A 25,357-nucleotide genomic window follows, 5' to 3' on the forward strand; every position below is an offset into this window, starting at 1 on the left:
TGCACCGCACTGTCGTACCCCCGGAGCCGCCGCTACGGGATAAGGAACGACATTGGATTTTTTGCGGTGGCTCTTTGACGCGCAGATCCCCGTGGGGAGCTCATCCCTGCTGGTGCGCGAAGTACTTGGCAACATCTTTGGGCTGCTCAGCGCCCTCGGCGGCATGCGCCGGAAAATCTGGGCCTGGCCGGTGGGCATAGCCGGCAACGTCCTGCTGCTGACCGTGTTCCTCGGCTCCATCTTCGGAGACGCGAGTACCGCAAACCTGCTTGGCCAGGCCGGGCGCCAGATCATGTTCATCGCCGTCGCCATCTACGGCTGGCGCCGCTGGCAGGCCAGCAAAAACTCCGGTGCCGACGCCGTTACACCGCAGTGGGCGTCAGGACGGGCACGGCTGGGCCTGGTTGCGGGCCTGATTCTGGGCACGGTGGCGCTCACTCCGGTGTTCGGCATGCTGGGTTCCTACGAGCCGGTCTGGGCGGACGCGTGGACGTTCGTTGGATCGCTGCTGGCCACCTACGGCATGGCGAAGGGCTGGGTGGAATTCTGGCTCATCTGGGTGGCCGTGGACATTGTCGGCGTGCCGCTGCTGTTCAGTGCCGGCTATTACGCAACGGCATTTATGTACCTGTTTTACGGTATCTTCACGCTCACCGGCTTCTTTGTCTGGTGGCGGGCCAAGGCCAATGAGAAGCCGCAGGTGCAGGTCTCAATGCCGGACCCCACGGTGCGCTGACCATGGACTTTTCCAGAGCTGAACTGGCAGCCATGGAGCAGGCGCTCCAGCTGGCCCGCCGGGGCGTACGCGGCGCGAACCCGCTCGTCGGCGCGGTGATCCTGGCACCTTCCGGAGAGGTCCTGGCGACCGGGTTCCACCGCGGCGCCGGAACCCCGCATGCCGAAGCCGACGCCCTCGCAGCCGCTGCGGCCGCCGGCACCGAGGTGTCCGGGGCAACCATGGTAGTCACCCTTGAACCGTGCAACCACACCGGGAGAACGGGTCCCTGTTCGCAGGCCATTCTCCGCGCCGGAATCGCGCGGGTGGTTTATGCAGCAGCGGATACTACGGACGACGCCGCCGGGGGAGCAGGAACGCTGGCCGCCGCCGGCGTGAATACCCTGGGCGGTCTGCTCGCGGAAGAAACCCAGGACCTGAACCACCGCTGGGCAGCAGCCGTTGCAGCGAACCGTCCGTTCGTGACGGTCAAGACCGCACAGACACTCGACGGCCGCACTGCCGCCGCAGACGGCACCAGCCAGTGGATTACCTCGCCCGAGGCCCGCACCGATGCCCAGAACCTGCGGCTGCGGGTGGACGCCATCCTGGCGGGAACGGGAACTATCCAGGCCGACGACCCGCAGCTGACCGCCCGCCACCCGGACGGCAGCGATGCAGAGGTTCAGCCCCTGCGCGTGGTTATGGGCCACACCACGGTTCCCGCCGGTGCGCGCATCCGGGGAACCGACGGCAGGTTCCTCCAGCTGTCCACGCATGATCCCGCCGTCGTACTGGCGGAACTGCATGCCCGCGGTGTGCGGCACCTGATGGTGGAGGGCGGCGGCACGGTTGCCGGTGCCTTCCTGCGTGCCGGGCTCGCCGATGAGCTGCTCGCCTACACCGCGCCGGCACTGCTGGGCGCGGGCACGCCGGCATTCGCCGGACTCGGCATCACGTCCATGGCACAGACCCAGCGCTGGCGCTGGGATCCAGCCGGGGGAGGTGCAGCCGTTCCTGTGGGAGCGGACCTCCGCCTGCACCTTGAACCGCTGCCAGAAACCAAGAATGACCAACAGTAAGGACCCGAACGTGTTTACCGGCATTGTCGCTGAACAGGGCAGCGTTGTTTCCCTGAATCCTGACGGTTCCGGCGCCGGCAAGGTGCTGGTCATTGACGCTCCGGGCACTTCCGCCGAGCTTGGCCTGGGCGGATCGATTGCAGTCAACGGTGTCTGCCTCACCGCCACAGCACTCGATGGGACGCGGATTTCGCTGGACGTGATGGGCGAAACCCTGGACCGCACCACCACAGGAAAACTGGTCCCCGGCCGGAAGGTGAACCTCGAACGCTGTGTCCCCGCCGGTGGCCGGCTGGACGGTCACGTTGTGCAGGGGCACGTCGACGGCGTCGGCACTCTCCTTGAACGCGAAGACCTGGGCAGCTGGGACCGGCTCCGGTTTGGTGTGTCTGCCCGGCTGGCACGCTACATCGCGGAGAAGGGGTCGATCGCCGTCGACGGCGTCTCCCTCACCGTTACCGCGGTCAGCTCGCCGCAGGATCCCAAGCACTGGTTCGAGGTGGGCCTCATTCCCACCACTCTGGCCGAGACCGGGCTGGGCGCACTGGAAACCGGCTCCGCAGTGAACCTGGAAGTGGACGTGCTGGCGAAATACGCAGAGCGGCTGCTCGCTTTCGCCGCGCCCGCCGCTGCCTCTGATGAAGGGACGATGCAGTCATGAGCATCCGGCTGGACTCAATCGAAGCGGCAGCCCGGGCCATCGCCGCGGGCGGCGCCGTCGTCGTCGTCGATGACGAGGACCGTGAGAACGAAGGCGACATCATCTTCGCAGCCCAGCACGCGACGCCCGAGCTGATGGGTTTCACCGTGCGCTACACCTCGGGCGTGGTCTGCGTTCCGCTGCCCGGGGAATGGGCTGACCGGCTGGGCCTGCCGCCCATGACCGCGGTGAACCAGGACGCCAAGGGCACCGCCTACACCGTGTCCTGTGACGCTGCCTCGGGCACCAGCACCGGAATCAGCGCGGCCGACCGGGCGCTGACTTCGAGGGTGCTGGCGGATTCGGCGTCCCTGGCCGGCGATCTGAACCGTCCCGGGCACATCTTTCCGCTGCGCGCCCACGACGCCGGAGTGCGCGGCCGCCGCGGTCACACCGAGGCGGCGGTGGAACTCGCCCGGCTGGCCGGCTGCACGCCGGTGGGTGTGATCGCCGAGCTGGTGCACGACGACGGATCCATGATGCGGCTGCCCGCCCTGCGGGAATTCGCGGATGAGCATGGTCTGCCGCTGGTCTCGATCGAGGCGCTGGTCGCGTACCTGGACGCCGGTGCCCCGGCAGTTTCGGGAGGTCGGCGGTGAAGGACGCAGTAGACGTTTTCCCGGGTCCCGTGGTCCAGCTGCCGACGGCGTTCGGTGACTTCACTGCCCAGGTGTGGACCGATACGCGCACAGGTGCCGAACATCTGGCCGTCTCCGCTCCCGGGACTTCTCCCGAAAACGGTACGCCGCTGGTACGGCTGCACTCCGAATGCCTGACGGGAGACGTGTTCGCGTCCTACCGGTGCGACTGCGGTGAACAGCTGGAACAGGCGCTGGGTTTGATCAGCCTGCACGGCGGAACCGTGCTGTACCTGCGCGGACACGAGGGCCGGGGGATCGGGCTGGCGAACAAACTGCGGGCATACGCGCTGCAGGAGGCAGGTGCGGACACTGTTGAGGCCAACGAGCAGCTTGGCCTGCCGGTGGATGCCCGCGACTACCAGGCTGCGGCGGAAATCCTGCTCCAAATGGGCCTGGGCCGCATCCGGCTGCTGAGCAACAACCCGGTTAAACGCGAGCGGCTGGAGGCGTTTGGCGTCACCGTGGAAGCGATGGTGCCCTCCGAAGTGCCGGTACGGGCCGAAAACGAACGGTACCTGCAGACCAAGCGGGACCGGATGAACCACCACCTCAACCTGCTCCGGGCCAATCCCGTGAAGCAGAGTTAACTCTTTCTTCTAGCAAAGGACATCAAACATGAGCGGACACGGCGCCCCCGAAAACGACGTCAGCGGCATCAAAGCCAAGGGCCTGGACATCAAGGTGGCGGTTATTGCCGCCAGCTGGCACACCGAAGTCATGAACGGACTTATCGAAGGGGCACTCCGCGCGGCGTCCGACGCCGGGCTCGGTCCCAAGGTGATCCGGGTCCCGGGCACATTCGAGCTGTCCGTGGCTGCCGCGCGGCTGGCACCGCACTTCGACGCCGTCGTGGCTCTCGGCGTCGTCATCCGCGGCGGAACCCCGCACTTTGATTACGTGTGCTCGTCGGCGACTCAGGGGCTGACCGAGGTCAGTGTCCGGACCGGAACGCCGGTCGGGTTTGGGGTGCTGACCTGCGACACCGAGGAGCAGGCCCTGGACCGTGCCGGTCTCGAGGGTTCGTCGGAGGACAAGGGCTACGAGGCGTTTGCTGCTGCGGTGAATACCGTGGACGCGCTGCGCGGGGCGGGGGCTTGAGTACTGTTTTGAACAAGAAGGCGCTTCAGGCGGACGGATTTACCGGCTTCCGGCCCATCGCGGGCTTGGAAATAAACCGCATCCCGCAGCGGCAGGGCATCTTTGCCGTGCTGCGTCCCGCAGGGTTTGAACCGGTGTTCCTCGACCAGAGCACCGCCGGCACCTTCAAGCGGAAGAACCCCTCCCTGTCCCAGGCGGTCCTGGCGGAGGAATGGGTTCCGGACGCGGACGTCCTCTTCTTTGGGAAGGCCGGTTCCGGTAGCAAGGGCAACCGCGGGCTGCGCCGCCAGATCCAGGAGTTCGTGGACTTCGGGAAGGGCAAGCCGCCGGGGCACTGGGACGGCCGGCTGGTCTGGCAGCTGGCTGGCGCCGGGAAGTTGCTGGTGGCTTGGAAGGAGCTTCCGTCGGAGGAGCTCAATGCTGCCCTCGCGGGGTATCACGGGCAGTTCCGCCAGCTCCACGGCCGGCTGCCGTTCGCGAATTTGGTGCAGGCGCGCGGATAGTGCTCGCGCTGGCAGCACCGCTCGTCAACCTCGCACCTGACGGATAGCCGAGAGAAAGTCTGGAATCCTTGACTTTCCATGTCAAGGATTCCTAACATTGCGGCATGGTTCCTCGAACGGCTGACTTTGCGAGTCCGGTGCGGGAGAGCCGGAAGCAGAAGCGCATGACCCAGGCTGAGCTGTCCGAGTTGGTGGGGGTAAGCCGGCAGACGATTATCGCCGTCGAGCAGGGCGATTACGCCCCCTCTGTTTATCTTGCCCTGAAGATTGCGCGTGCCTTGGGCGGAACTGTCGAGGAACTCTTCATCGATGAGGCGGGAGACAGGAAATGACACGCAGGCCGAGCAGGCTTGACCGAGCTGCTGAGAGAATCATGGACTTGGACAGCCCCGCCTACGGTGACGAACGGGAGCGGTCCGTTTTCATGGAGTCCAATGCCTTCGGATTGACGGTGGGACTCTATGCCGGCCTCCTGGGGGCCGTCATTGCCGCAGCTTTTGGGCAGTTTCTGCTGCCGACGGCGCTGTTGGTGCTGACGTCGATGCTTCCGTCGCTCTGCGCGCTTTGGTACGCGCAGCGGCGCGGTGTGAATCCGCAGAAGCTCGCGGAAAGTGCCGGTGCCAGGTCCACCATGGTGGGCATCGTCGTCTTCGGCATCGGTATGGTGCTTACTTTCGCGGCAATGTCCTACGCCGTGTTCGCGGGGCATCCGCTGATCAGCCCGCTGCAGTTTGACGTCACCCCTGGTGAAGGGTTCGTTGGCGGGATGGCGCAGGGTGCGGTGGTCGGCGGCATGATCGGCGGAGCCGCTGCCATCATGGGCGGGGTATCCGGCTACCGGCGGGCTAACCGGGGGCGGGCGGGGCTCGAAGCGGACTCCGGACTTTAGCCGGGCACTCAGTTCGAGGGTTTGGGCGTACGGATTCCCAGGAACGCAATCAGTGCCGCGGCGAACATCAGCAGCGCCGTCGCCAGTGCCGTCCGCTGGAAGCCTGCGTAGTCCAGGGACCCGGCGGAGATGGTGCCGATGAGGGCAACCGTAATGAGGCCGGCCACCCGGCTGACCGCATTGTTCACGGCGGAACCAATTCCGGCGTCGGTCTCGTTCAGTGCACCCAGCACGGCGGCGGTCAGCGGAGCTACCATAACCGCGAGCCCAAGGCTGAAGAGCAGCAGGCCCGGGAGCAGCTGGGTCAGCAGGTTCAGCGGTGGGCTGACCGTGAGCATCAGCAGGAAACCAAGTCCCATAACCGCCGGGCCGCAGGTCATGAAGATCCGTGGACCATACTTCCCGGCCAGGTTTCCGAAGTAAGTGGACAGCAGGAGCATGGCCACCGGAAGCGGCAGGGAAATAAGGCCGGCTTGGATGGCAGTGAAGCCTGCCGCTTCCTGGACGAAAACGGTTAGCGCAAACGTGCCGAGGGAGAGCGCACCGTAAGCTGCGGCTGTCACCAGGTTGCCGTGGCGGAAGTTGCGGACACGGAACAGATATAGAGGCATCATCGGCGCCCTGGCCCGTGACTCGCGGAGAACGAACAGTGCGAGTGCCGCCAGACCTGCCACCAGGGGTATGTAGACTGCAGGATCGCCCCAGCCCAGACGTTCCTGTTCGATCAGCGCATACACCGACCCGCCCAGCCCGGTGACGGCCAGCAGCGCGCCGGGAATGTCCAGCGCCGTACGCCGGCGCGGGCTGTCCTGCAGGCCCAGCATCAGGACCAGGGTCAGCGCCACTGGCAGCACATTGACGGCGAAGATCAGGCGCCAGCTGAACCAGTCAACCAGCACGCCGCCCAGCAGCGGCCCGATGATCGCCGCGGTGCCCGTCCAGGCTGTCCACGTTCCGATGGCGCGGGCGCGCGCCGGCCCGGCATACGCCGTCGTAATCAGGGCCAGGCTGCTGGGGACCAGCAACGCGGCCGCCATGCCCTGGATCGCCCGTGCGATGACGAGGACTTCCGGATCCCAGGCCAGGGCACAGCCTATCGATGCGGCACCGAATCCAATCAGCCCCCAGATGAGCACCCGCAGCCGGCCGAAGGAATCCGAAAGCGAACCGGCAAGCAGGATCAGCGCGCCGAGGGTTAGCAGGTAGGCGTTGACGGTCCACTGCTGGGTGGCGAGCCCGCCGCCGAGTTCCGCGCCGATCGCGGGGAGGGCTACCGTGACAATGCTGCCGTCCAGGAACGCCACGAAGGAGGCGAGAATTGCGACGACGAGCGGGCGGCTGCGCTTACCTGCAGGGGCGGGAGCTGCTCCTGCCATGTGGTGCTCCCTTTCAGGACAGGACGGTCTTTGCTCCCATCATCACACCGGACTGCGCCTTACAGCACTGCCTTGGGGACGGCCCTTCCAGGAAGTTCTGCCGGAAAGCGGTGGCGCACTCCCCGTTCATGCCACAGAATGGCTCCTCATCCGCGCAGTTACCGCAGACCTACCAATGAGGAGAACGCAGTGTCCACCAAGATCACCTTCATCATCGACAACCCGGCAGACCCAGAGGCATTTGAAACGGACTACAAGGGTTTCGAAGGCAGTGCGCGAGAGCTTCCGCGCCTGCAGCGGTTCGAAGCGGGAAAGGTCTGGCCCAAGGAGAACGGCTCACCCACCCCGGCATACCGGACCGTGGACTTGTACTTCGACAGCTATGACGACGCTTCCGCGGCGGTGGCGACGGCCGAAGCAGCGGACTTCATGGATCAGTTGAAGGCTACCGGGACAACGTTCATGGCCCTGTTTACGGACATCGGCGACGACTGACGCAGGCTGGCCGCCGGCGTATGCCGCCTGTGCATATAAGGGCGGCTGGCTGATCAGTGCATGGCGCGGAACTGATCGAGGTGCTCGTGTGCCCACTGCCTAAAGGTCCGCGCTGGGCGTCCGGTGACTTCCTTGACGGTGTGCAGGACGGTGCCGGCGTTCCTGGGGGCGTGGGTGGCCAGCTGGATGCCGAATTCGATGTAGTCCGCGTCGTAGCCGTAGTTGCGAAGCCGTTCGCGCTCTTCGTCCTCGCTCAGCTGCACGAATTGGATCGGCTCTCCGATTGCACCGGCGAGCAGGCTGGTTCGCTCGGCCGGTGTGAGCGCCTCGGGTCCGGTCAGCCCGTAGGTCTTTTGTGCGTGCCGGTCCGTAGCGAGCGCTGCGGCAGCGACACCGGCGATGTCAGCTTCATGCACGACGGCGCTGGGATAGTCGGCGAGCATGGAGACTGTGCGTGAGGCTCGTATTTCGGGAGCGAGCTCCAGCGCGTTACCCATGAACTCGGCAGGCTGAATGATGGTCCAGCTGATGGAACTGGCTTTCAGTGCGTTGTCGACAGAGGTGGAGGACCAGCCGCCAAGGACAGTTGCCCGGCTGATGCCGGCGCGCTCTGCGAGATTAACGATCTCCGCCCCGTTGGTCAGATCTTCGCCGTCGTCCCCGCCAAAAGTGATTAGGTGTACGGCGTCCACGCCCTCAAATGCTGTTAGGAGACTGGCAGTGTTGGTGAGGTCGCCTGCGGCCACCTCGATCCCTTTCGGCAGGTCAGCTTTGGAGGGGCTCCGTGTAAGGGCGCGGACAGTGTGGCCGGCTCCGAGCAGCTCAGTGGCCAGGTGACGCCCGACCTGCCCAGTGGATCCCGTGATGAGAATGCGCATGGCCCTCATCGTGGCACCCATTAAGGACAGTCCGCGTCCGCAATGTTCGTGGGACTGAAAAAATGTTCGAATGAGTTTCGACCGAGCGGTTGATTATTCGACCGATCGGTCTAGACTCTGGGCATGACAGCTATTCCGGAGGTCGAGAAGCCCAATATAAAGGTCCGTCCGCCCGCCCATCAGGTGGACCCCCGCGCAACGGCGTGGTGGCTGGTACGAAACCTGTTGCTGTGCGGGATCCCGCTTGCGGTGTTGATAGCGGCCGCTGTTCTCTGGGATCAGGCCAGAATCTGGCTGGCAGCACCGATCGCCGCCGCAGCGCTGGTCCTGGCGGCGCGCGTGGTTATAGAACCGTGGTGGCGCCGGCGCGTGCACCGATGGGAGGTTACTGACCGGGCCACCTACGCATCGAGCGGCTGGCTGGTCACGGAATGGCGGGTGGCCCCGACGTCACGGATTCAAACGGTCGACGCTTTGCGCGGACCCCTTGAGCAGGTCTTCGGTCTCGCCACACTCCGGGTGACAACGGCGTCCTCGTCCGGCGCCGTCAACATACGCGGTCTCGACCGCCGCGTTGCCGAAGATGCCGCCGCACGCCTGGCAGTAATAGCCGAACTCTCCGAAGGGGATGCTACATGAGCGAGCCGGCGGCAGAGCAGTGGCAGCGCCTGAGCAGCCGCGTGGTGTGGGTTGACGTCCTGGTAAGTGTGCTCTCGCTGCTTCCCGGGGTCGCAGCGATCTGGGTTTTCGGCGCTGATCCATCGCTCACCGCGCTCTGGCCGCTGGCCTTCGTGGCTGTTGCGGGCCTCAGCGGCGCCGCCGCCGACATCCTGAGGTGGGCCTTCACTGCCTACCGCCTTACTGCCACGGACATCGAGCAGCGCAGCGGGGTATTCGTCCGGCGGCACCGCACCCTCCACCGTGACCGGGTGCGCAGCGTAGACATTGCCACCAAGCTCCGCCACCGGATTGCCGGTCTCCGCATCGTCACGGTGGGCGCAGGACAGCAGGCCGGAGCGGGTGAAGCGGCACTTGTCCTGGACGCGCTGTCAGCCGCAGACGCCGATGCCCTGCGGGAAGACCTTTTCAACACCACCGTGGCCTCACCTTGGCCGACCGCCACCACCGCCGACGTTCTGGACACCACGGACAAGCGTGGGGAGAGGGAAGGCGGAGACAGAGCCGCAGAGGTCCTTGCCGTTTTCAAGCCCTGGTGGGCCGTCTACAACATGTTCAGCATCTGGGCCTACGCCATGGCCGCGGGGCTGCTGTGGGGCGGCTTCTGGTTGCTTTCAAGCTTTGGAATAGATGTTGTTGGCGTCGTTGCCAACATGGCGGACTGGGATTCGCTCGGCTGGGTCGTCATCACCATCCTGGTGCTCGCGGTTACCGGTCTTCTTGGAGCACTAGGACTCGGAGTGAACTTCCTCCTCAGCTACTGGAAATTCGAGCTCGCGCGTATCAGGACGGGGGACCACAGCCATCTGCGGACCCGGCGGGGCCTGCTGAGTACGCGTGAGGTTCTCCGCGACGAGCTCCGGATGCGCGGCATGTCCATCAGTGAACCCCTCCTATGGAGGTGGATGCGCATGGCCGATACCAATGTCATCACCACGGGCCTCAACGCATGGGACCCGCAGGAGCCGACTGCAATCCTTCCCCGGGGGCCCGTAACCGAGTCACACCGTGTGGCAGGGAAGATCTTCGGACCCGAGAACCCTTTTGAGGCAACGCTGACGAAACACCCGCGAACCGCACTACGGCGTCGTCTCTGGTGGGGGACCGCGGGCTCTGCTGCAGCCCCCGCAGCCCTGCTCCTTCCCGCCCTCACGGGAGTGATACCGGGGTGGATGCCCTGGGCCGCCGCGGCGGCATGGCCACCCGCGCTGCTCGCCGCCGTCGTCGCCTACCGTGCGCTCGGCCACGCCATCGCGGACGAGTACGTGGTAGTGCGCTCCGGGCTCTTAAGCCGCACTACCTCAGCGCTGCGGCGCGACGCGGTGAGCACAGTAGCTGTGCGGCAGTCATTGCTGCAGCGCAGGCTGGGACTGGCTACCGTGTCGGCGATGACCGCCGCCGGCTGGTCCACGTATGAGATCCCCGATGTGCCGGCAGACCAGGCTGCAGGGCTTGCCTCAGATGCGGCACCGGGTGTGCTCTGCGACTTCATCGAGCAGGGGCGCCCGCTGGCATCGACGATAATGGCCAAGTGACACCCCCCGAATATCCTTCGCGTACCTTTACCGGAACGGCGCGCCGCGCACAGATCATTCGTGCCGCCATCACGACCGTCAACGAGATTGGCTATCACCGGGCGTCACTGTCCGAGATCGCGGTGCGTGCCGGTGTCGGGAAAAGCGCGATCGTCTACTACTTCGCCTCGAAGGAAGCGCTGCTGCTCGGCGTCGTCGACGAGGTGTTTGGCAACCAGTACGAAGAGATCGTGCCGGCGGTGCAGGCTGAAAAGGATCCTGCCGGGCAGCTCCGCGCCTACGCACGTGCCTACCTGGCCTACGTCGATTCACACCGTGCCGAGATCACGGCGGGATTCGAGATCGTTGTGTCGCACCGAACCGAGGACGGAACGCCGCTCTATCTGGCGGGAACCGAGGAGGACTCGGCATTGCTGCGTGGCATCCTGTCCGCCGGAATGGATGCCGGAGTCTTCCGCCGGATGCCGCTGCACATTGCTGTATCACTCGTTGAATCGCTCCTGGACGTATGGGCCACTGAACTGCAGCGCGATCTGCAGGCCGAGCTCGGCAACTTCGGCGAGGAGACGGTCAATTTCCTGCTTCAGGGGCTCGCTGTTTCCCCGCCGGGCCTGTGCGGCGCGGAGCGCTGACACTCAGGCAGGGTGCGGCGGCGGAACAGTTGCTGATCAGGCACCCCGTGGCTGGAGCTGGCCTCTGGCCGCAAACCTGGCTCAAAAGGCGCATGTAGCGTGTTGGCATGAAGAATCTTCCGCTGTCGCTCACGCTGGCCGTTATATCTGGTGCGCTCACCCTAAAAAGCCCGGCCGAATGGTCCCCGCGAGTGCGCCGTGCCTACGTTCTTGCCCCCGGCGCCGCAATTGGCGTCATAGTTGCCGCGGCCCTGCGAAGAGGCGCTCAGCAGGGACGGGAGCTGGCTGCCGCCGGGAGAGTGGATCTTGTCACGCCTGCAACTGCCAACTCCGACGGCGGAGCAGACTGCCCCGCACCTCTTCCTTCCTATGTGCGTACTAATGCGGGTCCACAACGGACAACAACGATCGCATTGACAGCACTGGCTGGCGCGGTGGGCGTTGCCTCGAGCGGGATTCTGGCGCTGACCCTTGTGGTGGATGAGCGGATGGAAACGTGGTTGCTGCGTCGCGGAGCGGCCCGGCCGCGGCTCGTGATGGCGGTCATCACCGCCGTAACTTCCCTCGTCCTGGACCTGATCATGGACTCTAAGGACGCAGAGCATGCCTCTCCGTAGGCCCACCACGTGTTTGCAGCCCTTGCCTCTGTCGCTGGAGTCCGCCATGGACGCCGCGTGGCCGGCACTGGACCGGCACCAAGTCCGGCGGCTGGATTCTCCGCGCCGCGGGAGGAGTAACCCAGCGGGCCAACTCTGTCTGGCCGAGGGGAATCAACGGACGCTCCGGTGAAGAACTTTCCGGTCTGCTTCGCGAGGCACGGTCCTGGTACGGCCGCCGCGGCTGCCGGTGATATTCCAAATCTCCGAAGACGCCGACGACGCGGCGGCCCTGCACAACCTTCTGGACGCGGAGGAGTTCACACGACAGTCCTCAACCCGAGTCCTGACCCGGAGTGCCAAGGATCTCCCTGATCCTGCATTGCTCCCTGGCGCGCCGGCGGTGGAACTGTCATCGGTGCCCTCGGATGACTGGATGCAGGTTTGGTGGCAGGTGGACGGCCGCGGAGGCGACGCGGAACAGGGCATAGCCCGGCAAATCCTCTTAGGCTGTCCCTCCGTGTACGCCCTGGTGTGAAACAATGACGGCCGCCCCGCCGCCGTCGGACGCCTCGCGTTGCCGGAAGGCAGTGGCCGGGGCGGCATCTACTGCATGGCTACACTCCCCGAAGCGCGTCGCCAGGGCTTCGCAGCAGCGGTCCTGGAGGAATTGTTGGGGGCAGGCAAGGAGGCGAACGCCACAGACTCTTGGCTGCAGGTGACTGCGGCGAACCTTGAAGCGCAGGCGCTGTACGCCCGGGCGGGCTTTCGAGTCTCCGGCAGCTACGTGTACCGCCAGGACAGCGGGCATAGCGCGCCGAACGGGCGCTGAACCGTCAGGATCCCGTTCGCCTGCCTGGCGCCCTCTTCCCATTCCTGCGGGAGAACACCACCGCGGCGACGGCGAGAGCCACCACAGCTGCGTTCGCCGTGACGGTGCCCGCCCACGTTGTCGGCGGGACACCCAGAGTGAAGCTGGCAGCGTTGAACATGGTGTGGAAGAGGATGCACAGGAACACCGCGTTACGGGGCGACAGAGTGAGAATCGCGCCGTAGAGGAAGCGGAACGCCATGATCTGAACAGCGAACATCCAGAAGTCGATGACGCCGGACTCATGGTTCGTGCCCGGTATGAAGAATAGCGGGACGTGCCACAGCAGCCAGATAATTCCCACCACCAGGGAGGAAACAAAATAGCCCCACCGGCGGTAGAGCTGCGGCTGCAGCGCCGTCATCCACCCGGCCTCTTCCATGCCGCCAATGATGAGGTTGCCCGGCAGCGAGAGAAAAAACATGAACCAGGGGAGTGCATATGCGGAGGGCCCCGAGATAAGCAGGTGGAGCGAAAAGTACACGCCGAGTGCCGAGAAGACCAAGAGATAGGCCGCCGGACGGCCCTTGGCAAAGAACACCATCCTCAGCCACGCGCCGGGACCTGAAACCTTCCCGGCCCTCCTCAGGACGAGATAGGAAGCAATGGCCGGCGAGAGGATATAAATCGAGAAGGGCACGTTCGCGAGAAATTCGGGCAACGTTGTGACGACATTGTTCACTTCATACCCGAACCGGGCAGCGATGATCAGTGCGCCCGCGAAGCCATAGGCGATCACGAACGTCAGCGCAGTGAACTGCCAGGCGATGCGTTTGTCCGTCACGCTGCAACGATAACGCTCGCTCACGGAACGGTTGTCCGATTCCCCGCGGCGGCCTGCGAGGGCGGCCATCGCCGCGGGTAAACAGGCCAAGGTTCCCACTCCCTGTTGTTCCTGTGGCCTACGTGGTCGATTCCGCAACACCGGCACCTGGGGATGGGAACCTCGGTGCCCAAACACCCGCACCGCGCCATTCCGTCCAAGCCAGTCCGATTCAGCCAAGTATGTGGTGAATGGCGAGCCTCAACATGGCCGTCCCGGCCAACGTGTTGGAGACTGGACAGGCAAGCGGAAAGGCCCCGGAAGCGGAACCGCCGAAGAGCGCAGCTTCCCTTTGGGGCAGGCCGCACAACACCCAGCCCCGTCTAGCTGAGGAGAACCCGCATGTACCGCAATTTCCGTGTCACCGCGCCCGTGCTCACCGCAGTCGCGGGCCTGGCACTCATCACCGGATGCACCAATACGACGCCGGAACCGCTCGAGACCGGTGTTCCTTCAACCAGCAATGGAACGCCGGAGAGCGTGAGCGCGTCTCCGACAGACTCAGGCACATCAGCGGCGTCGGGAAACTCCGACGAGACGGTCACGCTCAGCCGCGATGAGGAACACCGAATTACTGAACCGAACACCAGCATCACCATTGCGTGCAATGGCGGTGGAGATATCGACGTTCAGACGAATGGCACAAATGTGAAGACGACCGGTCAGTGTGAAGACATCGATATCCGCGGCAATGACAATACAGTGAGCGGCGAAGACGCGGAAAGTCTCGATATTGACGGCAACAACAACGAGGCCAACCTCATAAATGTGCCCGAAATTGACGTCGACGGGACCGGGAACACTGTCGGCGTCGAGGAAACCCGTGACATCGACGTCGAAGGGGAGAGTAACAGCATCACCTATGCCTCGGGGGATCCCGCAGTCGAAACCACGGGTACAAACTCCGTTGCAGCCCGGTGAACGCGGGCATGGGTGGGACAACCGCTTCTCCACACCCCCGCCGGAAGCGTCCTTCGTCACACACGCGGGCCGGAATGGGGCAGATTGTGACGCAGAGCGTACCCTTGATCTGTGAAAACCTTCGAAGAGCTATTTGCCGAACTCAGTGAGAAGGCGGAGAACCGGCCAGCCGGTTCACGCACCGTCGCCGAACTCGAGTCCGGCGTCCACGGCATTGGCAAGAAGGTAGTCGAAGAGGCCGCAGAAGTCTGGATGGCTGCCGAGTACGAGTCTGATGAAGCCGCAGCAGAGGAGATTTCCCAGCTGCTCTACCACCTGCAGGTCCTTATGCTGGCCAAAGGCCTCACCCTGCAGGACATCTACAAGCATCTCTAGCCACGCGCTTCGTTTGAGCACCGCTCAAACAGTGTGTGGCCCGCCGGCAGGCCCAGTTCCTATCTGACTTCCAGCGAAAGATCCAAAATAAAATGCTCCGTGTAGCAGTGCCCAACAAGGGTGCCCTTTCCGAATCCGCCTCCGCCATGCTCTCCGAGGCCGGATACCGCCAGCGCCGCGACAGCCGCGAACTGGTGATGGTCGATCCCGACAACGACATTGAATTCTTCTTCCTCCGCCCCCGTGACATTGCCGTCTACGTCGGCTCCGGAACGCTCGACGTCGGACTCACCGGCCGCGACCTGTTCCTGGACGCGCAGGTGGAGGCCGAAGAGCTGATGAGCCTTGGCTTCGGTGCTTCCACGTTCCGTTTCGCCGGACCGGTAGGCGATTTCGCGTCCCTCGAAGAGCTCAACGGCAAGCGCGTCGCTACCAGCTACGACGGACTGCTGCGCGACTACCTCGCCGAACACGGTGTGGACGCCTCCGTGGTCCGCCTCGACGGCGCCGTCGAATCCTCCGTGCGCCTCGGCGTTGCGGACGCTATCGCCGACGTCGTTGAAACCGGAACCACGCTCCGGGCGGCAGGCATGGAAATCTTCGGTGAGCCCATCCTGAAGTCCGAGGCAGTCTTGATCGGCCGCAAGGGTGCCAGCCCCGCCGGACTCGACGTGCTCAAGCGCCGCCTCAAGGGTGTCCTGGTGGCCCGCCAGTACGTGATGATGGACTACGACGTCCGCAAGGAACTGGTCGAGGAAGCCGCAGCCCTCACCCCGGGCCTTGAATCCCCGACGGTCTCCCCGCTGCGGGACTCCGACTGGGTGGCCGTGCGCTCCATGATCAAGAAGTCGGACACCAACCGCATCATGGACGAGCTGTACGACCTGGGCGCCCGCGCCATCCTGGTCAGCACCATCCACGCCTGCCGGATCTAGGGGAGCGCAGTCATGACCGTTGCGATCCGCGTTATTCCCTGCCTCGACGTCGATGCCGGCCGCGTGGTCAAGGGCATCAACTTCGAAGGCCTCCGCGACGCCGGTGACCCGGTTGAGCTGGCCCACCGGTACGACCGCGCCGGCGCCGACGAACTCACGTTCCTCGACGTCACCGCGTCCTCAGGGGCCCGTGAAACCGTGTTCGACGTCGTCTCCCGCACCGCCGAGGAAGTCTTCATTCCGCTGACCGTCGGCGGCGGCGTCCGCACCGTAGAGGACGTTGACCGGCTGCTGCGCTACGGCGCGGACAAGGCCTCCATCAACTCCGCCGCCGTCGCCCGGCCGGACGTGATTGATGAGATCACCCGGCACTTCGGTTCGCAGGTGCTGGTGCTCTCCGTGGACGCGCGCCGCACGCACGACGGTTCAACGCCGTCGGGCTTCGAAATCACCACCCACGGCGGCCGCAAGGGCACGGGGATCGACGCCGTTGCCTGGGCCAAGGAAGCAGCCGACCGCGGTGTGGGGGAGATCCTGCTGAACTCGATTGACGCCGACGGAACCCGGGACGGGTTCGACCTGGAAATGATCCGGGCAGTCCGCGCTGCCGTGCAGGTGCCGCTGATTGCCTCCGGGGGTGCCGGCGTACCCGAGCATTTCCCGCCGGCCATCGCAGCCGGTGCGGATGCTGTCCTGGCCGCTTCGATCTTTCACTTCGGACCGGACAACGCCATCGCGGACGTCAAGAAGGCAATCTCAGACGCGGGCTATCCCGTCAGGTAACTCTCGTGTTCCCGCCTGCGCCGCTCAGGCCCGGGCGGGAACCAGGTTCGCATAAGGCAGGCGCCCGTAGCTCGCTCTGAACCGCGAGCTGCCAGATGAGGCGGCCGTCCCAGTGTCCCGGCGGCTTTCCTTGACCGAAGTCCACCAATTCCTGGATCTGGCGCCGCAGCCCGCGGTGCCTTTGCTGCCTGGGTCTGCCTTGCCAAGAAACAGGATGTCCGCATCCGTGACCCACTCGCCGGCAAGCTCAGCCTCGGTCAGCGAGGGATTCTTTGATATCCAGATCCCGGAGCGGCCGAAAACCGGCAAAACCGCTGTCCTTGAGGGTCTTTCTGTTCACGAAGTGGGAGTCCTTGCACTGAGATGGGGGTCTGCGGCGGGCAGCCGGATGCGGAATGTTCGGGTTCCCAAGGATATCCCGGATGAGTCCCTAAGCCCGGACGAAGAGGCTCAGCACGTACGCGGTTACGGGTACCAGCCAAAGGGCGGCAATCACATTGAACGTGGTCAGTGCGCGGCGCATGTGGCTCTTCGCCGCGAAGACGCTGAATCCGAGCCATGCGGCACCCCACACGATCAGCATGCCCGGCCACAGGAGAAACCACCCGCGGGCAGCTTCTGTCCCGTTAAACTCGGAAATATCCTGGTCCAAGGCCGCCAGCGCGGAAATGGGATAGATCAGCAGCAGGAACACGAGATTGGCGGCAACCAGCAGGATTACCTGCAGGACGCGGCCACGCTCGGCCGGTTCCCGATCTGTTTCACCGGCAGGAGGGGTGGACGCGGAAATAACTAAAGGCCGATCTCAGCGCTCTCGAGCAGCGCGACGGCGTCGGGCTGGCCTTCGAACATCACCAGGGCCTGCTGGGTACGGCCGTGTGCGTGGAGCAGCAGCTCGCACGGTTCCCCGACGATCGCCACCGAAACGGCTGCCCGCTTGGCTACATGGCGCGGCCCGTCCGGGCGCACCAGGACAATGCCGACGTCGACGCCGCGGTAGAGCAGTGCAGCGCGCTTGAGCAGTTCAGACCAGAGCGCTTCAGAGTATTCAGAATCCAGAGCGCGCGGTGCCCAGCGGTCCCCGGCGCGGCGGATGTCCTCGGTGTGCACGAAGTACTCAACGAGGTTGGCACTGTTATCCACCGACTTGATCTGCATGGGGGAGAGCAGCGGCGGGCCCGACCGGAAAGACTTGACCAGCTTGGCGTAGCCCTCGGAGGTTGAGCCCTTGGCAGCAAGGTGGTCCATGGCTTTCGCCGTCTTCGCGGCGAATGGCTTAACGAAAAAACCGAGCGCTGAGGCAGGCCGGTGCTCGCGCAGGTATAGGTGCGCAGCAAGATGCCTGGTCTCCCACCCCTCGCAGAGCGTGGGCGCGTGGGGACCGGCCGCGAGCAGTGTTTCGGCCAGGACTTCACGTGAGGGTTCTACGAATTGCATCACTGCTGAAACTAGCATGGAACACCCTGCATTGCCCGCTGAACGCGGCCATTCGGCTCCGGTGCGGCCAAAGCCACTAGAATCGTAGCGATGGCAACAGACACCACCCCCCAGACCCCCCGCCCGGACTCCGCACTGGACCCTGCCGTGGCTGCAATGCTCAAGCGCGATGACGCCGGCCTGGTTGCAGCGGTAATCCAGCAGCATGACACCGGCGAGGTGCTGATGCTGGGCTGGATGGACGACGAAGCGCTGCACCGCACACTGACCACCGGCAGGGTGACCTTCTGGTCCCGCTCCCGGCAGGAGTACTGGCGCAAGGGCGATACCTCCGGCCACGTGCAGTATGTGAAGTCCGTGGCAGTGGACTGCGACGGCGACGCGCTGCTTGTGCGGGTCGACCAGGTTGGCGCTGCCTGCCATACCGGCACCAGGACCTGCTTCGAAGGCCGCGGCCTTCCGGTCTCCTCTTAAACTTCCCTTCCAAACCGAAAGCCCAATAAATGCAGGATCTAGGTGTTATCTCTCCCTCCCTGGAGGAATTCCGCGCACTGGCTGCTGACCGGCGGGTTGTCCCGGTCCGGCTCAAGGTGCTGGCCGATGCGCATACGCCCATCGGCATCTACCGGAAGCTCACCGGCGGTGAACCGGGCACGTTCCTTATGGAGTCCGCAGCGTCCGGCGGCGTCTGGTCCCGCTACTCCTTTATTGGTGCCCGTTCCCGCGCAACACTGACTACCCGCGACGGCGAAGCCTTCTGGCTGGGCGAGCCCCCGGCCGGGGTGCCGGTGGACGGCAACCCCGTGGAAGCGATGGCCGCAACGCTGCAGCTGCTGGCCACCGACCGGTTTGAGGGCCTGCCGCCGTTTACCTCCGGGCTGGTCGGTTTTGTGGGCTGGGAGTCGGTGCGGCACTGGGAGAAACTCCCGTCCCCGCCGGTGGATGACCTGGACCTGCCGGAAATTGCCATGAACCTGGTTTCGGACATGGCGATTCATGACAATTCGGACGGCACCGTATTGCTGGTGGCCAACGCCATCAACTTCGATGGCTCCGACGAGCGGGTGGATGATGCCTGGCTTGATGCCGTCGCCCGCCTGCACAGCATGCTGGACCGCCTCGCCGCGCAGTCGCCGCAGGCCGTTACAGTGCTCGACGGCGGCACGGTGGACGTTACGTCCCTCACCGCCGGTGTCAAGGAATCCTGGCCCAAGCCTGAATACCTGCGCGCGGTGGAACGGGGCAAGGAAGCCATCGTGGACGGTGAGGTCTTCCAGGTGGTCATTTCCCGCCGGTTCGAAATGGACTGCCGGGCCGAGGCGCTGGACGTGTACCGCGTGCTGCGCAACACCAATCCCAGCCCGTACATGTACCTGTTCAACTTCGAGGACGCCCGCGGAAACCCGTTCGCCGTCGTCGGCTCCTCGCCTGAAGCGCTGGTCACCGTGACCGGCAGCGAAGTCATCACGCACCCGATCGCCGGATCCCGGCCGCGCGGGAAAACCCAGGAGCTGGACCGCGCCCTGGCCGAGGAACTGCTGGGCGACGAGAAGGAACGTGCCGAGCACCTGATGCTCGTGGACCTGGCCCGCAACGACCTCTCCAAGGTGTGCCGCCCGGGCAGCGTAGACGTTACCCAGTTCATGGAGGTGGAGCGCTTCAGCCACATCATGCACCTGGTGTCCACAGTGGTGGGGGAGCTCTCGCCGCAGAACTCGGCGTACGACGTCCTTTCCGCCACCTTCCCGGCAGGTACGCTCTCCGGCGCGCCGAAACCGCGCGCACTGAGCCTGCTGGACGAACTCGAACCGCACCGGCGCGGCATCTACGGCGGCGTGGTCGGCTACCTGGACTTCGCCGGAGACATGGATATGGCGATCGCCATCCGTTCTGCCCTCCTGCGGGACGGCAAGGCCTACGTGCAGGCCGGCGGCGGGATCGTCGCAGACTCGGACCTTGAGGCAGAAGCACTGGAGACGGTGAACAAGGCCGCAGCACCGCTGCGCGCCGCACTGATCGCCGGGGGACTGGAACCGGTGACCCCGGCCGTCGCCAGGCAGATCTTCAACAGACAGGACAATTAAAGTGAGCACCAAACCGGCCGCCGCCCCGCGCTGGCGGCGCAAGTCCACGGTGGTTCTGGGAACCGTCCTGCTGGGCGCCGCGGCGTTCGGCACCACCACCCAGACGTGGCTGGACGTCGTCCTTCCGCAGGCCGCCGTGGAAACCCCTGACATCGCCGTAGCCGGCAGCGAAGCAGCCACCGCGGTGACGGCGTTCGCCGTCGTCGCCCTGGCTGCTGCCCTGGCCGCCTCCATTGCGGGGAAAGTGGCCCGCTGGATCGTCGCAGTTGTCCTCCTCGTGGCCGGTATCGGAATCACCGCGGCCAGCGTGTCCGTCATCACCGACCCGGCCCAGGGTGCAGCCGGCGCCGTCGGCAAGGCAATCGGCGTCAGCGGCAGCGCCGGAGCGGACATCACCCTCACCGCCGTGCCCTACCTTGCCGCCGCGCTGGGCGTGCTGATCGCGGCCGCGGCCGTGTGGCTCGCCCTCGCCTCCCGCAGCTGGGCAGTCTCCCGCCGCTACGCAGCACAGCCGGCCACCGGCGCGGCAGTCACGGAGAAGTCCACGCAGCCGCCGATCGATGAGATCGACAGCTGGGACCGCCTGACCAAGGGCGAAGACCCCACTAACTTCCGCTAAGCGGAGCCTGGGCCGCGCAGCACGCGGCGCAACAAGTACGAGAGTTTCTGCCAGCTAATGGCAGAATGGATGCCAGACCCGTTTACGAGGAGATTTACCATGAGCACAAACGCCCTTGACCAGCAGGACACCAAGCCCGAGAACGACGCCGAGGCACACGCCAGCATCCACGACGAGACCATCGGCCACGGCAACACCCCCGCCGCCTGGACCTGCGTACTGATCATGATGGCTGGTGCCCTGGTTTCCAGCATTGGTTTCGTCATTGCCAGCTGGCTCTGGTTCAACATCGGCCTTGGCGTGATTGTCCTCGGCCTGATCGTTGGCTTCGTCATGCGCAAGGCCGGATACGGCGTCGGCGGCTCGAAGCTGAAGAACAGCGGACACTAAGTGTCCGTTCTCGACGACATCATTGCCGGTGTCCGCGAGGACATGGCCCAGCGGCAGCAGGAACAGCCGCTGGAAAAGGTGCAGGAGCGCGCCGCCAAGGCCGCTCCTGCACTTGATGCCTATGCCGCCCTCGGCGGCAATGACAGCCCCCGTGCCACCCTTCGCGTGATTTCCGAGGTCAAGCGGTCCAGCCCCTCCAAGGGTGCGCTGGCCGAGATCGCTGACCCCGCTGACCTGGCCCGCCGGTATGAGCAGGGCGGCGCGTCGGTCATCAGCGTCCTCACCGAGGCGCGCCGCTTTAATGGCTCACTCGCGGACCTCGACGCCGTCCGCGCAGCCGTCAGCATTCCGGTGCTGCGCAAAGACTTCACCGTCGATCCCTACCAAATCTGGGAAGCACGGGCACACGGCGCTGACCTGGTGCTGCTGATCGTGGCTGCATTGGATGACCAGGACCTCCGTTCATTCCTGGACCTGACCCACGAACTGGGCATGAACGCGCTGGTTGAGGCGCACACGGCCGAAGAGATCCAGCGGGCCGGCGCTGCCGGAGCACGGATCATCGGCGTGAACGTCCGTAACCTGAAGACTCTCGACGTGGACCGTTCCGTTTTCGCTGCGCTTTCCGAATCCATTCCCGCAGGCGCGGTTGTGGTGGCGGAATCCGGAGTCCGGGACGCAGCCGACGTCGAACACTATGCAGCTCACGGCGCCAATGCAGTGCTCGTGGGCGAAGCGCTCGTAAAGCACAATGACCCTGCAGCCACCATTGCGGAGTTCATGGAAATCGGAGCCGGGGCAATCGCCGACCGGCTGCAGGCCAGCGGACGCTGAGGACAAACTTTTTATAAGACCTTCCGTAAACCGCTCTCAGCGGCCCGCGGATTAGAGCAGGACAGGACAGCTCCATGACCGGGATTCCGGATAACAGCACTCCAGCCACCGCGGCAGGTTCGCCAGAGCAGACGGTGGACGGGCAGGTGACGGACTCCTTCCTGGCAGGCGGGCCGTCCCTGCGCCACGCCGCCGGCCCCTACTTCGGGGAATACGGAGGCCGCTGGATGCCGGAATCCCTCATCTCGGCACTGGATGAGCTCACGGACACGTTCGAGAAGGCCAAGGCCGATCCGGAGTTCACCGCCCAGATCGCTGAGCTGAACCGGAACTACTCCGGGCGCCCGTCCCTGCTCACCGAAGCCAAGCGCTTCGCTGAGCACGCCGGGGGAGTGCGGATCTTCCTCAAGCGGGAGGACCTGAACCACACCGGTTCGCACAAGATCAACAACGTCCTGGGCCAGGCACTCCTTGCCAAGCGCATGGGCAAGACCCGCATCATCGCCGAAACCGGTGCAGGCCAGCACGGCGTTGCCAGCGCCACCGCGGCGGCCCTGCTGGGCCTGGAATGCGTCGTCTACATGGGTGCGGAGGACTGCCGCCGGCAGGCCCTGAACGTTGCCCGCATGGAACTGCTCGGCGCCACCGTCATTCCCGTGACCAACGGTTCGCAGACGCTCAAGGACGCCATCAACGAAGCACTGCGCGACTGGGTGGCCAACGTCTCCACGACCCACTACCTCCTGGGCACGGCAGCGGGAGCCCATCCGTTCCCCGCGATGGTGCGCTACTTCCACGAAGTCATTGGTGACGAGGCACGCGGGCAGATCCTGGAACAGGCCGGAAAACTGCCCGACGCCGTCTGCGCCTGCGTGGGCGGAGGCTCCAACGCGATCGGCATCTTCCACGGCTTCCTGGACGATCCGTCCGTGGCCATCTACGGCTTCGAGGCCGGCGGCGACGGTGTGGACACCCCCCGCCACGCAGCCACCATCACCCTGGGACGTCCCGGCGTGCTGCACGGTGCACGCACTTACCTGATGCAGGACGAAGACGGGCAGACCATCGAGTCGCACTCGATCTCCGCCGGCCTGGACTACCCCGGAGTGGGCCCCGAACACGCCTACCTCGCAGACATCGGCCGGGTCACCTACGAACCGATCACCGATTCCGAGGCCATGGAAGCCTTCAAGCTGCTCTGCCGCACCGAAGGCATTATTCCCGCCATCGAGTCCTCCCACGCCCTGGCCGGAGCCATCAAGGTGGGTCAGCGCCTGGCAGAAGCCGCGGGCGATCCTGCAGAGAAGATCGTTATGGTCAACCTCTCAGGCCGCGGCGACAAGGACGTAGCAACCGCCGCTGAATGGTTCAACCTGCTGGATGAGAAGTCAGCTGAAGCCGAAATCGGCAAAGAAGGAGAACAGCTGTGAGCGTCTCGACCGCCAGCAAGTCCGCCGCCGCGATCGACCGGGCACGGGCCGACGGCCGCGCCGCCCTGGTCGGCTACCTGCCGGCCGGCTTCCCCTCCGTGCAGGAAACCATCGCAGCCGGCATTGAGCTGGCCCGCGGCGGTGCGGACCTGATTGAAATCGGCATCCCGTACTCGGATCCCGTTATGGACGGCTCCGTTATTCAGGCAGCAACCAGTCAGGCACTTGAGGGTGGTTTCCGCGTCGCCGAGGTATTCGACGTCGTCGCCGGCATCACCGCCGAGACCGACGCCGCCGTGCTGGTGATGACCTACTGGAACCCCGTAATGCGCATGGGCGTGGACGAATTCTCCCGCCGCCTCGCCGAAGCCGGGGGAGCAGGCCTGATCACGCCCGACCTCATTCCGGATGAAGCCGGTGAATGGATGAATGCCTCGGACAAGTACGGGCTGGACCGGGTCTTCCTGGTCGCACCGTCCTCGACGACTGACCGTATGAAGGCCACGGTCGAAGCCAGCCGCGGCTTTGTCTACGCCGTGTCCATCATGGGCGTGACGGGCACCCGCAACCAGGTCTCCGACGCCGCCGAAGGCGTTGTCCGTGCCGCCCGCGCTGCCGGCGCCGAACGCGTCTGCGTGGGCCTTGGCGTCTCCACAGCTGATCACGTGCGGGAAATCGGTGCCTACGCCGACGGTGTGATTGTTGGCACCGCACTGGTCGCGGCCCTCCGCGACGGCGGACCGGCAGCAGTCGGTGCGCTTACCCGCGAACTTAGTACCGGAACCCGAAAGAGCTGACCATGCCGATGCCCCTGGCAGTCCAGGCTGCAATCCCCAGCCCGCCCGCCGAGTTCAGCAGCTTCTCCCTCGGGCCGCTGACCATCCACGCGTACGCGCTGTGCATCCTGGCCGGAATCATCCTGGCACTGTGGATGACCTCCGTGCGCTGGAAACGGCGCGGACTGCCGCCTGACTCGGTCTGGGACATCGCCATCTGGGCCATACCGTTTGGAATCATCGGCGGGCGGCTCTACCACGTCATCTCCTCACCGGACGCGTATTTCGGCCCGAACGGCGACCTTGCCCTGATTCCGCAGATCTGGCTGGGCGGCCTGGGCATCTGGGGTGCCATCGCGCTGGGCGCCGTGGGCGCCTGGATCGGCTGCCGGCGGGCGGGGATCAAGCTCTCCACCTTCGCTGACGTCGCCGCGCCGGGAATCCTGCTGGCGCAGGCGGTGGGCCGCTGGGGCAACTGGTTCAACCAGGAACTCTTCGGCGGGCCCACGGATCAGCCGTGGGGCCTCGAGATCGATCCCAACAACACGAACTTCCCCGACGGCGCTGCCCCGGGAACGCTGTTCCATCCCACCTTCCTCTACGAATCGCTCTGGAACCTTGCCGGAGTGGGCCTGCTGCTGGTCCTTGACCGCCGGTTCAGGCTGCGGGGCGGACGCCTGTTCTGGCTCTACGCCGCCTTCTACACAGCCGGCCGTGTCTGGATCGAGATGCTGCGCATTGACGATGCCGAAATGGTCACCATTCTGGGCGTCACCCAGCGCCTGAACGTATGGACTTCCATCCTGATCCTGGTGGTTTCGATCGGTATGTTCATCTACCTCAGCGTGCGGGCACGCCGGCAGCCCGAGCCGTCCCTGCTGCTGCCGGGACACACCTCTCCTGCCGCTGAAACCGCTGACCGCAGTAACAATTCACCGCTTGATAACAAGAGCGAAACAGATTCCCCGAATGTGAAATCTGGATCACAAACGCGTGACGCGCGTGCTAATGTCGCAGAGACAAAAAGCGAGGCCGCCAAGCCTCAGCGGCCCGAAGATTCGGGCCCAGCCACGTAGGACCGGTTAGCGCGGGTTACCACCCGCCGGCGGTCCGGATGCCACACCGCGGTGGCGGCTAGCGGTAACCGTGCCGGGGACAACCCCGGCAGGACACCGGACGGTTCAAGGTATTGTGAGCCGGCCCCATCAAAGCATGCAGGGCTTTCACACCTAGGCGACCGTAAAATCATCTAACACACCGG

Annotated in this window: 32 protein-coding genes and 1 pseudogene; 28 read left to right on the plus strand and 5 right to left on the minus strand. The window is 65.1% G+C overall.

What is annotated here, in order from left to right; genetic code table 11:
- Positions 1 to 52 precede the first annotated feature (52 nt).
- The 9 genes from pnuC to TVC13_RS00730 all read left to right on the plus strand — a co-directional run bounded on the left by pnuC (position 53) and on the right by TVC13_RS00730 (position 5,628).
- Positions 53 to 736: a nicotinamide riboside transporter PnuC gene (pnuC, locus tag TVC13_RS00690; RefSeq protein ID WP_422399320.1), complete on the plus strand. Its 684-nt coding sequence runs from the start codon at positions 53 to 55 to the stop codon at positions 734 to 736.
- A gap of 2 nt (positions 737 to 738) precedes the next feature.
- Positions 739 to 1,797: a bifunctional diaminohydroxyphosphoribosylaminopyrimidine deaminase/5-amino-6-(5-phosphoribosylamino)uracil reductase RibD gene (gene ribD, locus TVC13_RS00695; RefSeq protein ID WP_422399321.1), complete on the plus strand. Its 1,059-nt coding sequence runs from the start codon at positions 739 to 741 to the stop codon at positions 1,795 to 1,797.
- 10 nt (positions 1,798 to 1,807) lie between these two features.
- A complete protein-coding gene (locus TVC13_RS00700; RefSeq protein WP_422399392.1) occupies positions 1,808 to 2,458 on the plus strand; it encodes a riboflavin synthase in 651 nt (216 codons plus the stop codon).
- A complete protein-coding gene (gene ribB, locus TVC13_RS00705) occupies positions 2,455 to 3,096 on the plus strand; it encodes a 3,4-dihydroxy-2-butanone-4-phosphate synthase (protein ID WP_422399322.1) in 642 nt (213 codons plus the stop codon). The genes TVC13_RS00700 and ribB overlap by 4 nt, the downstream gene beginning before the upstream one ends.
- Positions 3,093 to 3,725, plus strand: coding sequence for a GTP cyclohydrolase II (gene ribA, locus TVC13_RS00710; protein ID WP_422399323.1), 633 nt, complete (start codon positions 3,093 to 3,095; stop codon positions 3,723 to 3,725). The genes ribB and ribA overlap by 4 nt, the downstream gene beginning before the upstream one ends.
- Before the next feature lie 28 nt (positions 3,726 to 3,753).
- Positions 3,754 to 4,236 (plus strand): 6,7-dimethyl-8-ribityllumazine synthase, encoded by a 483-nt coding sequence (ribH, locus tag TVC13_RS00715; protein ID WP_422399324.1) that lies wholly within the window; start codon positions 3,754 to 3,756, stop codon positions 4,234 to 4,236.
- Complete coding sequence (locus tag TVC13_RS00720) at positions 4,233 to 4,739, plus strand: hypothetical protein (RefSeq protein WP_422399325.1); 507 nt, start codon at positions 4,233 to 4,235, stop codon at positions 4,737 to 4,739. Before ribH ends, TVC13_RS00720 begins: the two co-directional genes overlap by 4 nt.
- Positions 4,740 to 4,843: 104 nt before the next feature.
- On the plus strand, positions 4,844 to 5,071 hold the full coding sequence (locus tag TVC13_RS00725; protein WP_422399326.1) for a helix-turn-helix transcriptional regulator: 228 nt from the start codon (positions 4,844 to 4,846) through the stop codon (positions 5,069 to 5,071).
- Between the two features lie 41 nt (positions 5,072 to 5,112).
- Complete coding sequence (locus tag TVC13_RS00730; RefSeq protein ID WP_422399327.1) at positions 5,113 to 5,628, plus strand: hypothetical protein; 516 nt, start codon at positions 5,113 to 5,115, stop codon at positions 5,626 to 5,628.
- Between the two features lie 8 nt (positions 5,629 to 5,636).
- On the opposite strand, the gene TVC13_RS00735 is transcribed toward TVC13_RS00730, so the two are convergent.
- A complete protein-coding gene (locus TVC13_RS00735; protein WP_422399328.1) occupies positions 5,637 to 7,004 on the minus strand; it encodes an MFS transporter in 1,368 nt (455 codons plus the stop codon).
- A 189-nt stretch (positions 7,005 to 7,193) separates the two neighbouring features.
- Here TVC13_RS00735 and TVC13_RS00740 point away from each other — a divergent pair, with 189 nt between their 5' ends.
- The gene (locus tag TVC13_RS00740) at positions 7,194 to 7,499 is read left to right on the plus strand and encodes an EthD family reductase (RefSeq protein ID WP_422399329.1); all 306 of its coding nucleotides are present in this window, start codon (positions 7,194 to 7,196) and stop codon (positions 7,497 to 7,499) included.
- A 53-nt stretch (positions 7,500 to 7,552) separates the two neighbouring features.
- On the opposite strand, the gene TVC13_RS00745 is transcribed toward TVC13_RS00740, so the two are convergent.
- Entirely contained in the window at positions 7,553 to 8,377 is an 825-nt protein-coding gene (locus tag TVC13_RS00745; RefSeq protein WP_422399330.1) for an NAD(P)H-binding protein, read from the minus strand.
- Between the two features lie 123 nt (positions 8,378 to 8,500).
- Here TVC13_RS00745 and TVC13_RS00750 point away from each other — a divergent pair, with 123 nt between their 5' ends.
- From TVC13_RS00750 to TVC13_RS00775, 6 genes and pseudogenes are all read left to right on the plus strand, one after another.
- A complete protein-coding gene (locus TVC13_RS00750; RefSeq protein WP_422399331.1) occupies positions 8,501 to 9,016 on the plus strand; it encodes a PH domain-containing protein in 516 nt (171 codons plus the stop codon).
- Complete coding sequence (locus TVC13_RS00755; RefSeq protein ID WP_422399332.1) at positions 9,013 to 10,590, plus strand: PH domain-containing protein; 1,578 nt, start codon at positions 9,013 to 9,015, stop codon at positions 10,588 to 10,590. The genes TVC13_RS00750 and TVC13_RS00755 overlap by 4 nt, the downstream gene beginning before the upstream one ends.
- Positions 10,587 to 11,222 carry a TetR/AcrR family transcriptional regulator gene (locus TVC13_RS00760; protein WP_422399333.1) on the plus strand — a complete coding sequence of 212 codons (636 nt, stop codon included), beginning with the start codon at positions 10,587 to 10,589 and terminating at the stop codon, positions 11,220 to 11,222. Before TVC13_RS00755 ends, TVC13_RS00760 begins: the two co-directional genes overlap by 4 nt.
- Positions 11,223 to 11,635: 413 nt before the next feature.
- A complete protein-coding gene (locus TVC13_RS00765; RefSeq protein ID WP_055241465.1) occupies positions 11,636 to 11,839 on the plus strand; it encodes a hypothetical protein in 204 nt (67 codons plus the stop codon).
- Positions 11,840 to 12,068: 229 nt separating this feature from the next.
- Positions 12,069 to 12,356 carry a hypothetical protein gene (locus TVC13_RS00770; RefSeq protein WP_422399334.1) on the plus strand — a complete coding sequence of 96 codons (288 nt, stop codon included), beginning with the start codon at positions 12,069 to 12,071 and terminating at the stop codon, positions 12,354 to 12,356.
- Positions 12,357 to 12,371: 15 nt separating this feature from the next.
- Positions 12,372 to 12,650, plus strand: a pseudogene (locus tag TVC13_RS00775) (GNAT family N-acetyltransferase); the annotation flags it as partial.
- Between the two features lie 4 nt (positions 12,651 to 12,654).
- Here the strand turns inward: TVC13_RS00775 and TVC13_RS00780 are convergent.
- Positions 12,655 to 13,473, minus strand: a complete 819-nt coding sequence (locus TVC13_RS00780; protein ID WP_422399335.1) for a type II CAAX prenyl endopeptidase Rce1 family protein — start codon at positions 13,471 to 13,473, stop codon at positions 12,655 to 12,657.
- 381 nt (positions 13,474 to 13,854) lie between these two features.
- Between TVC13_RS00780 and TVC13_RS00785 the strand changes: the two genes are divergently transcribed.
- The 4 genes from TVC13_RS00785 (at position 13,855) to hisF (ending at position 16,526) form a co-directional block, all read left to right on the plus strand.
- On the plus strand, positions 13,855 to 14,433 hold the full coding sequence (locus TVC13_RS00785; RefSeq protein ID WP_422399336.1) for a DUF3060 domain-containing protein: 579 nt from the start codon (positions 13,855 to 13,857) through the stop codon (positions 14,431 to 14,433).
- A gap of 111 nt (positions 14,434 to 14,544) precedes the next feature.
- Positions 14,545 to 14,808, plus strand: a complete 264-nt coding sequence (locus TVC13_RS00790; protein ID WP_325789804.1) for a phosphoribosyl-ATP diphosphatase — start codon at positions 14,545 to 14,547, stop codon at positions 14,806 to 14,808.
- Between the two features lie 92 nt (positions 14,809 to 14,900).
- On the plus strand, positions 14,901 to 15,743 hold the full coding sequence (gene hisG, locus TVC13_RS00795) for an ATP phosphoribosyltransferase (RefSeq protein ID WP_422399337.1): 843 nt from the start codon (positions 14,901 to 14,903) through the stop codon (positions 15,741 to 15,743).
- 12 nt (positions 15,744 to 15,755) lie between these two features.
- On the plus strand, positions 15,756 to 16,526 hold the full coding sequence (gene hisF / locus TVC13_RS00800) for an imidazole glycerol phosphate synthase subunit HisF (RefSeq protein ID WP_422399338.1): 771 nt from the start codon (positions 15,756 to 15,758) through the stop codon (positions 16,524 to 16,526).
- A gap of 430 nt (positions 16,527 to 16,956) precedes the next feature.
- On the opposite strand, the gene TVC13_RS00805 is transcribed toward hisF, so the two are convergent.
- Together TVC13_RS00805 and TVC13_RS00810 are read right to left on the minus strand one after the other, a co-directional pair.
- Positions 16,957 to 17,220, minus strand: coding sequence for a hypothetical protein (locus tag TVC13_RS00805; RefSeq protein ID WP_422399339.1), 264 nt, complete (start codon positions 17,218 to 17,220; stop codon positions 16,957 to 16,959).
- A 98-nt stretch (positions 17,221 to 17,318) separates the two neighbouring features.
- Positions 17,319 to 17,963, minus strand: coding sequence for a TIGR03085 family metal-binding protein (locus TVC13_RS00810; protein ID WP_422399340.1), 645 nt, complete (start codon positions 17,961 to 17,963; stop codon positions 17,319 to 17,321).
- A gap of 90 nt (positions 17,964 to 18,053) precedes the next feature.
- Here TVC13_RS00810 and hisI point away from each other — a divergent pair, with 90 nt between their 5' ends.
- From hisI to lgt, 8 genes are all read left to right on the plus strand, one after another.
- Positions 18,054 to 18,437, plus strand: coding sequence for a phosphoribosyl-AMP cyclohydrolase (gene hisI, locus TVC13_RS00815; RefSeq protein ID WP_422399341.1), 384 nt, complete (start codon positions 18,054 to 18,056; stop codon positions 18,435 to 18,437).
- Between the two features lie 29 nt (positions 18,438 to 18,466).
- Entirely contained in the window at positions 18,467 to 20,047 is a 1,581-nt protein-coding gene (locus TVC13_RS00820) for an anthranilate synthase component I (RefSeq protein ID WP_422399342.1), read from the plus strand.
- Position 20,048: 1 nt separating this feature from the next.
- Entirely contained in the window at positions 20,049 to 20,666 is a 618-nt protein-coding gene (locus tag TVC13_RS00825) for a Trp biosynthesis-associated membrane protein (RefSeq protein ID WP_422399343.1), read from the plus strand.
- A 99-nt stretch (positions 20,667 to 20,765) separates the two neighbouring features.
- A complete protein-coding gene (locus TVC13_RS00830; RefSeq protein WP_422399344.1) occupies positions 20,766 to 21,056 on the plus strand; it encodes an HGxxPAAW family protein in 291 nt (96 codons plus the stop codon).
- Positions 21,057 to 21,890 carry an indole-3-glycerol phosphate synthase TrpC gene (trpC, locus tag TVC13_RS00835; protein WP_422399345.1) on the plus strand — a complete coding sequence of 278 codons (834 nt, stop codon included), beginning with the start codon at positions 21,057 to 21,059 and terminating at the stop codon, positions 21,888 to 21,890. It begins immediately after the preceding gene.
- Between the two features lie 74 nt (positions 21,891 to 21,964).
- Positions 21,965 to 23,320 (plus strand): tryptophan synthase subunit beta, encoded by a 1,356-nt coding sequence (gene trpB / locus TVC13_RS00840; protein ID WP_422399346.1) that lies wholly within the window; start codon positions 21,965 to 21,967, stop codon positions 23,318 to 23,320.
- The gene (gene trpA, locus TVC13_RS00845) at positions 23,317 to 24,117 is read left to right on the plus strand and encodes a tryptophan synthase subunit alpha (protein WP_422399347.1); all 801 of its coding nucleotides are present in this window, start codon (positions 23,317 to 23,319) and stop codon (positions 24,115 to 24,117) included. The genes trpB and trpA overlap by 4 nt, the downstream gene beginning before the upstream one ends.
- 2 nt (positions 24,118 to 24,119) lie before the next feature.
- On the plus strand, positions 24,120 to 25,172 hold the full coding sequence (gene lgt, locus TVC13_RS00850) for a prolipoprotein diacylglyceryl transferase (protein ID WP_422399348.1): 1,053 nt from the start codon (positions 24,120 to 24,122) through the stop codon (positions 25,170 to 25,172).
- Positions 25,173 to 25,357 lie beyond the last annotated feature (185 nt).

The organism is Arthrobacter sp. 3Tela_A, assembly GCF_049311025.1.
In the GTDB taxonomy this organism is placed as follows: domain Bacteria; phylum Actinomycetota; class Actinomycetes; order Actinomycetales; family Micrococcaceae; genus Arthrobacter_B.

What these genes read in the sequence shown, in the direction of transcription:
- ribD (WP_422399321.1), top strand. Translation starts at nt 739, where the DNA reads ATGGACTTTTCCAGAGCTGAACTGGCAGCCATGGAGCAGGCGCTCCAG.
- ribB (WP_422399322.1), top strand. Translation starts at nt 2,455, where the DNA reads ATGAGCATCCGGCTGGACTCAATCGAAGCGGCAGCCCGGGCCATCGCC.
- ribH (WP_422399324.1), top strand. Translation starts at nt 3,754, where the DNA reads ATGAGCGGACACGGCGCCCCCGAAAACGACGTCAGCGGCATCAAAGCC.
- TVC13_RS00725 (WP_422399326.1), top strand. Translation starts at nt 4,844, where the DNA reads ATGGTTCCTCGAACGGCTGACTTTGCGAGTCCGGTGCGGGAGAGCCGG.
- TVC13_RS00730 (WP_422399327.1), top strand. Translation starts at nt 5,113, where the DNA reads ATGGACTTGGACAGCCCCGCCTACGGTGACGAACGGGAGCGGTCCGTT.
- TVC13_RS00735 (WP_422399328.1), bottom strand. Translation starts at nt 7,004, where the DNA reads ATGGCAGGAGCAGCTCCCGCCCCTGCAGGTAAGCGCAGCCGCCCGCTC.
- TVC13_RS00745 (WP_422399330.1), bottom strand. Translation starts at nt 8,377, where the DNA reads ATGCGCATTCTCATCACGGGATCCACTGGGCAGGTCGGGCGTCACCTG.
- TVC13_RS00750 (WP_422399331.1), top strand. Translation starts at nt 8,501, where the DNA reads ATGACAGCTATTCCGGAGGTCGAGAAGCCCAATATAAAGGTCCGTCCG.
- TVC13_RS00755 (WP_422399332.1), top strand. Translation starts at nt 9,013, where the DNA reads ATGAGCGAGCCGGCGGCAGAGCAGTGGCAGCGCCTGAGCAGCCGCGTG.
- TVC13_RS00785 (WP_422399336.1), top strand. Translation starts at nt 13,855, where the DNA reads ATGTACCGCAATTTCCGTGTCACCGCGCCCGTGCTCACCGCAGTCGCG.
- hisG (WP_422399337.1), top strand. Translation starts at nt 14,901, where the DNA reads ATGCTCCGTGTAGCAGTGCCCAACAAGGGTGCCCTTTCCGAATCCGCC.
- hisF (WP_422399338.1), top strand. Translation starts at nt 15,756, where the DNA reads ATGACCGTTGCGATCCGCGTTATTCCCTGCCTCGACGTCGATGCCGGC.
- TVC13_RS00810 (WP_422399340.1), bottom strand. Translation starts at nt 17,963, where the DNA reads ATGCAATTCGTAGAACCCTCACGTGAAGTCCTGGCCGAAACACTGCTC.
- hisI (WP_422399341.1), top strand. Translation starts at nt 18,054, where the DNA reads ATGGCAACAGACACCACCCCCCAGACCCCCCGCCCGGACTCCGCACTG.
- TVC13_RS00820 (WP_422399342.1), top strand. Translation starts at nt 18,467, where the DNA reads ATGCAGGATCTAGGTGTTATCTCTCCCTCCCTGGAGGAATTCCGCGCA.
- TVC13_RS00830 (WP_422399344.1), top strand. Translation starts at nt 20,766, where the DNA reads ATGAGCACAAACGCCCTTGACCAGCAGGACACCAAGCCCGAGAACGAC.
- trpB (WP_422399346.1), top strand. Translation starts at nt 21,965, where the DNA reads ATGACCGGGATTCCGGATAACAGCACTCCAGCCACCGCGGCAGGTTCG.
- lgt (WP_422399348.1), top strand. Translation starts at nt 24,120, where the DNA reads ATGCCGATGCCCCTGGCAGTCCAGGCTGCAATCCCCAGCCCGCCCGCC.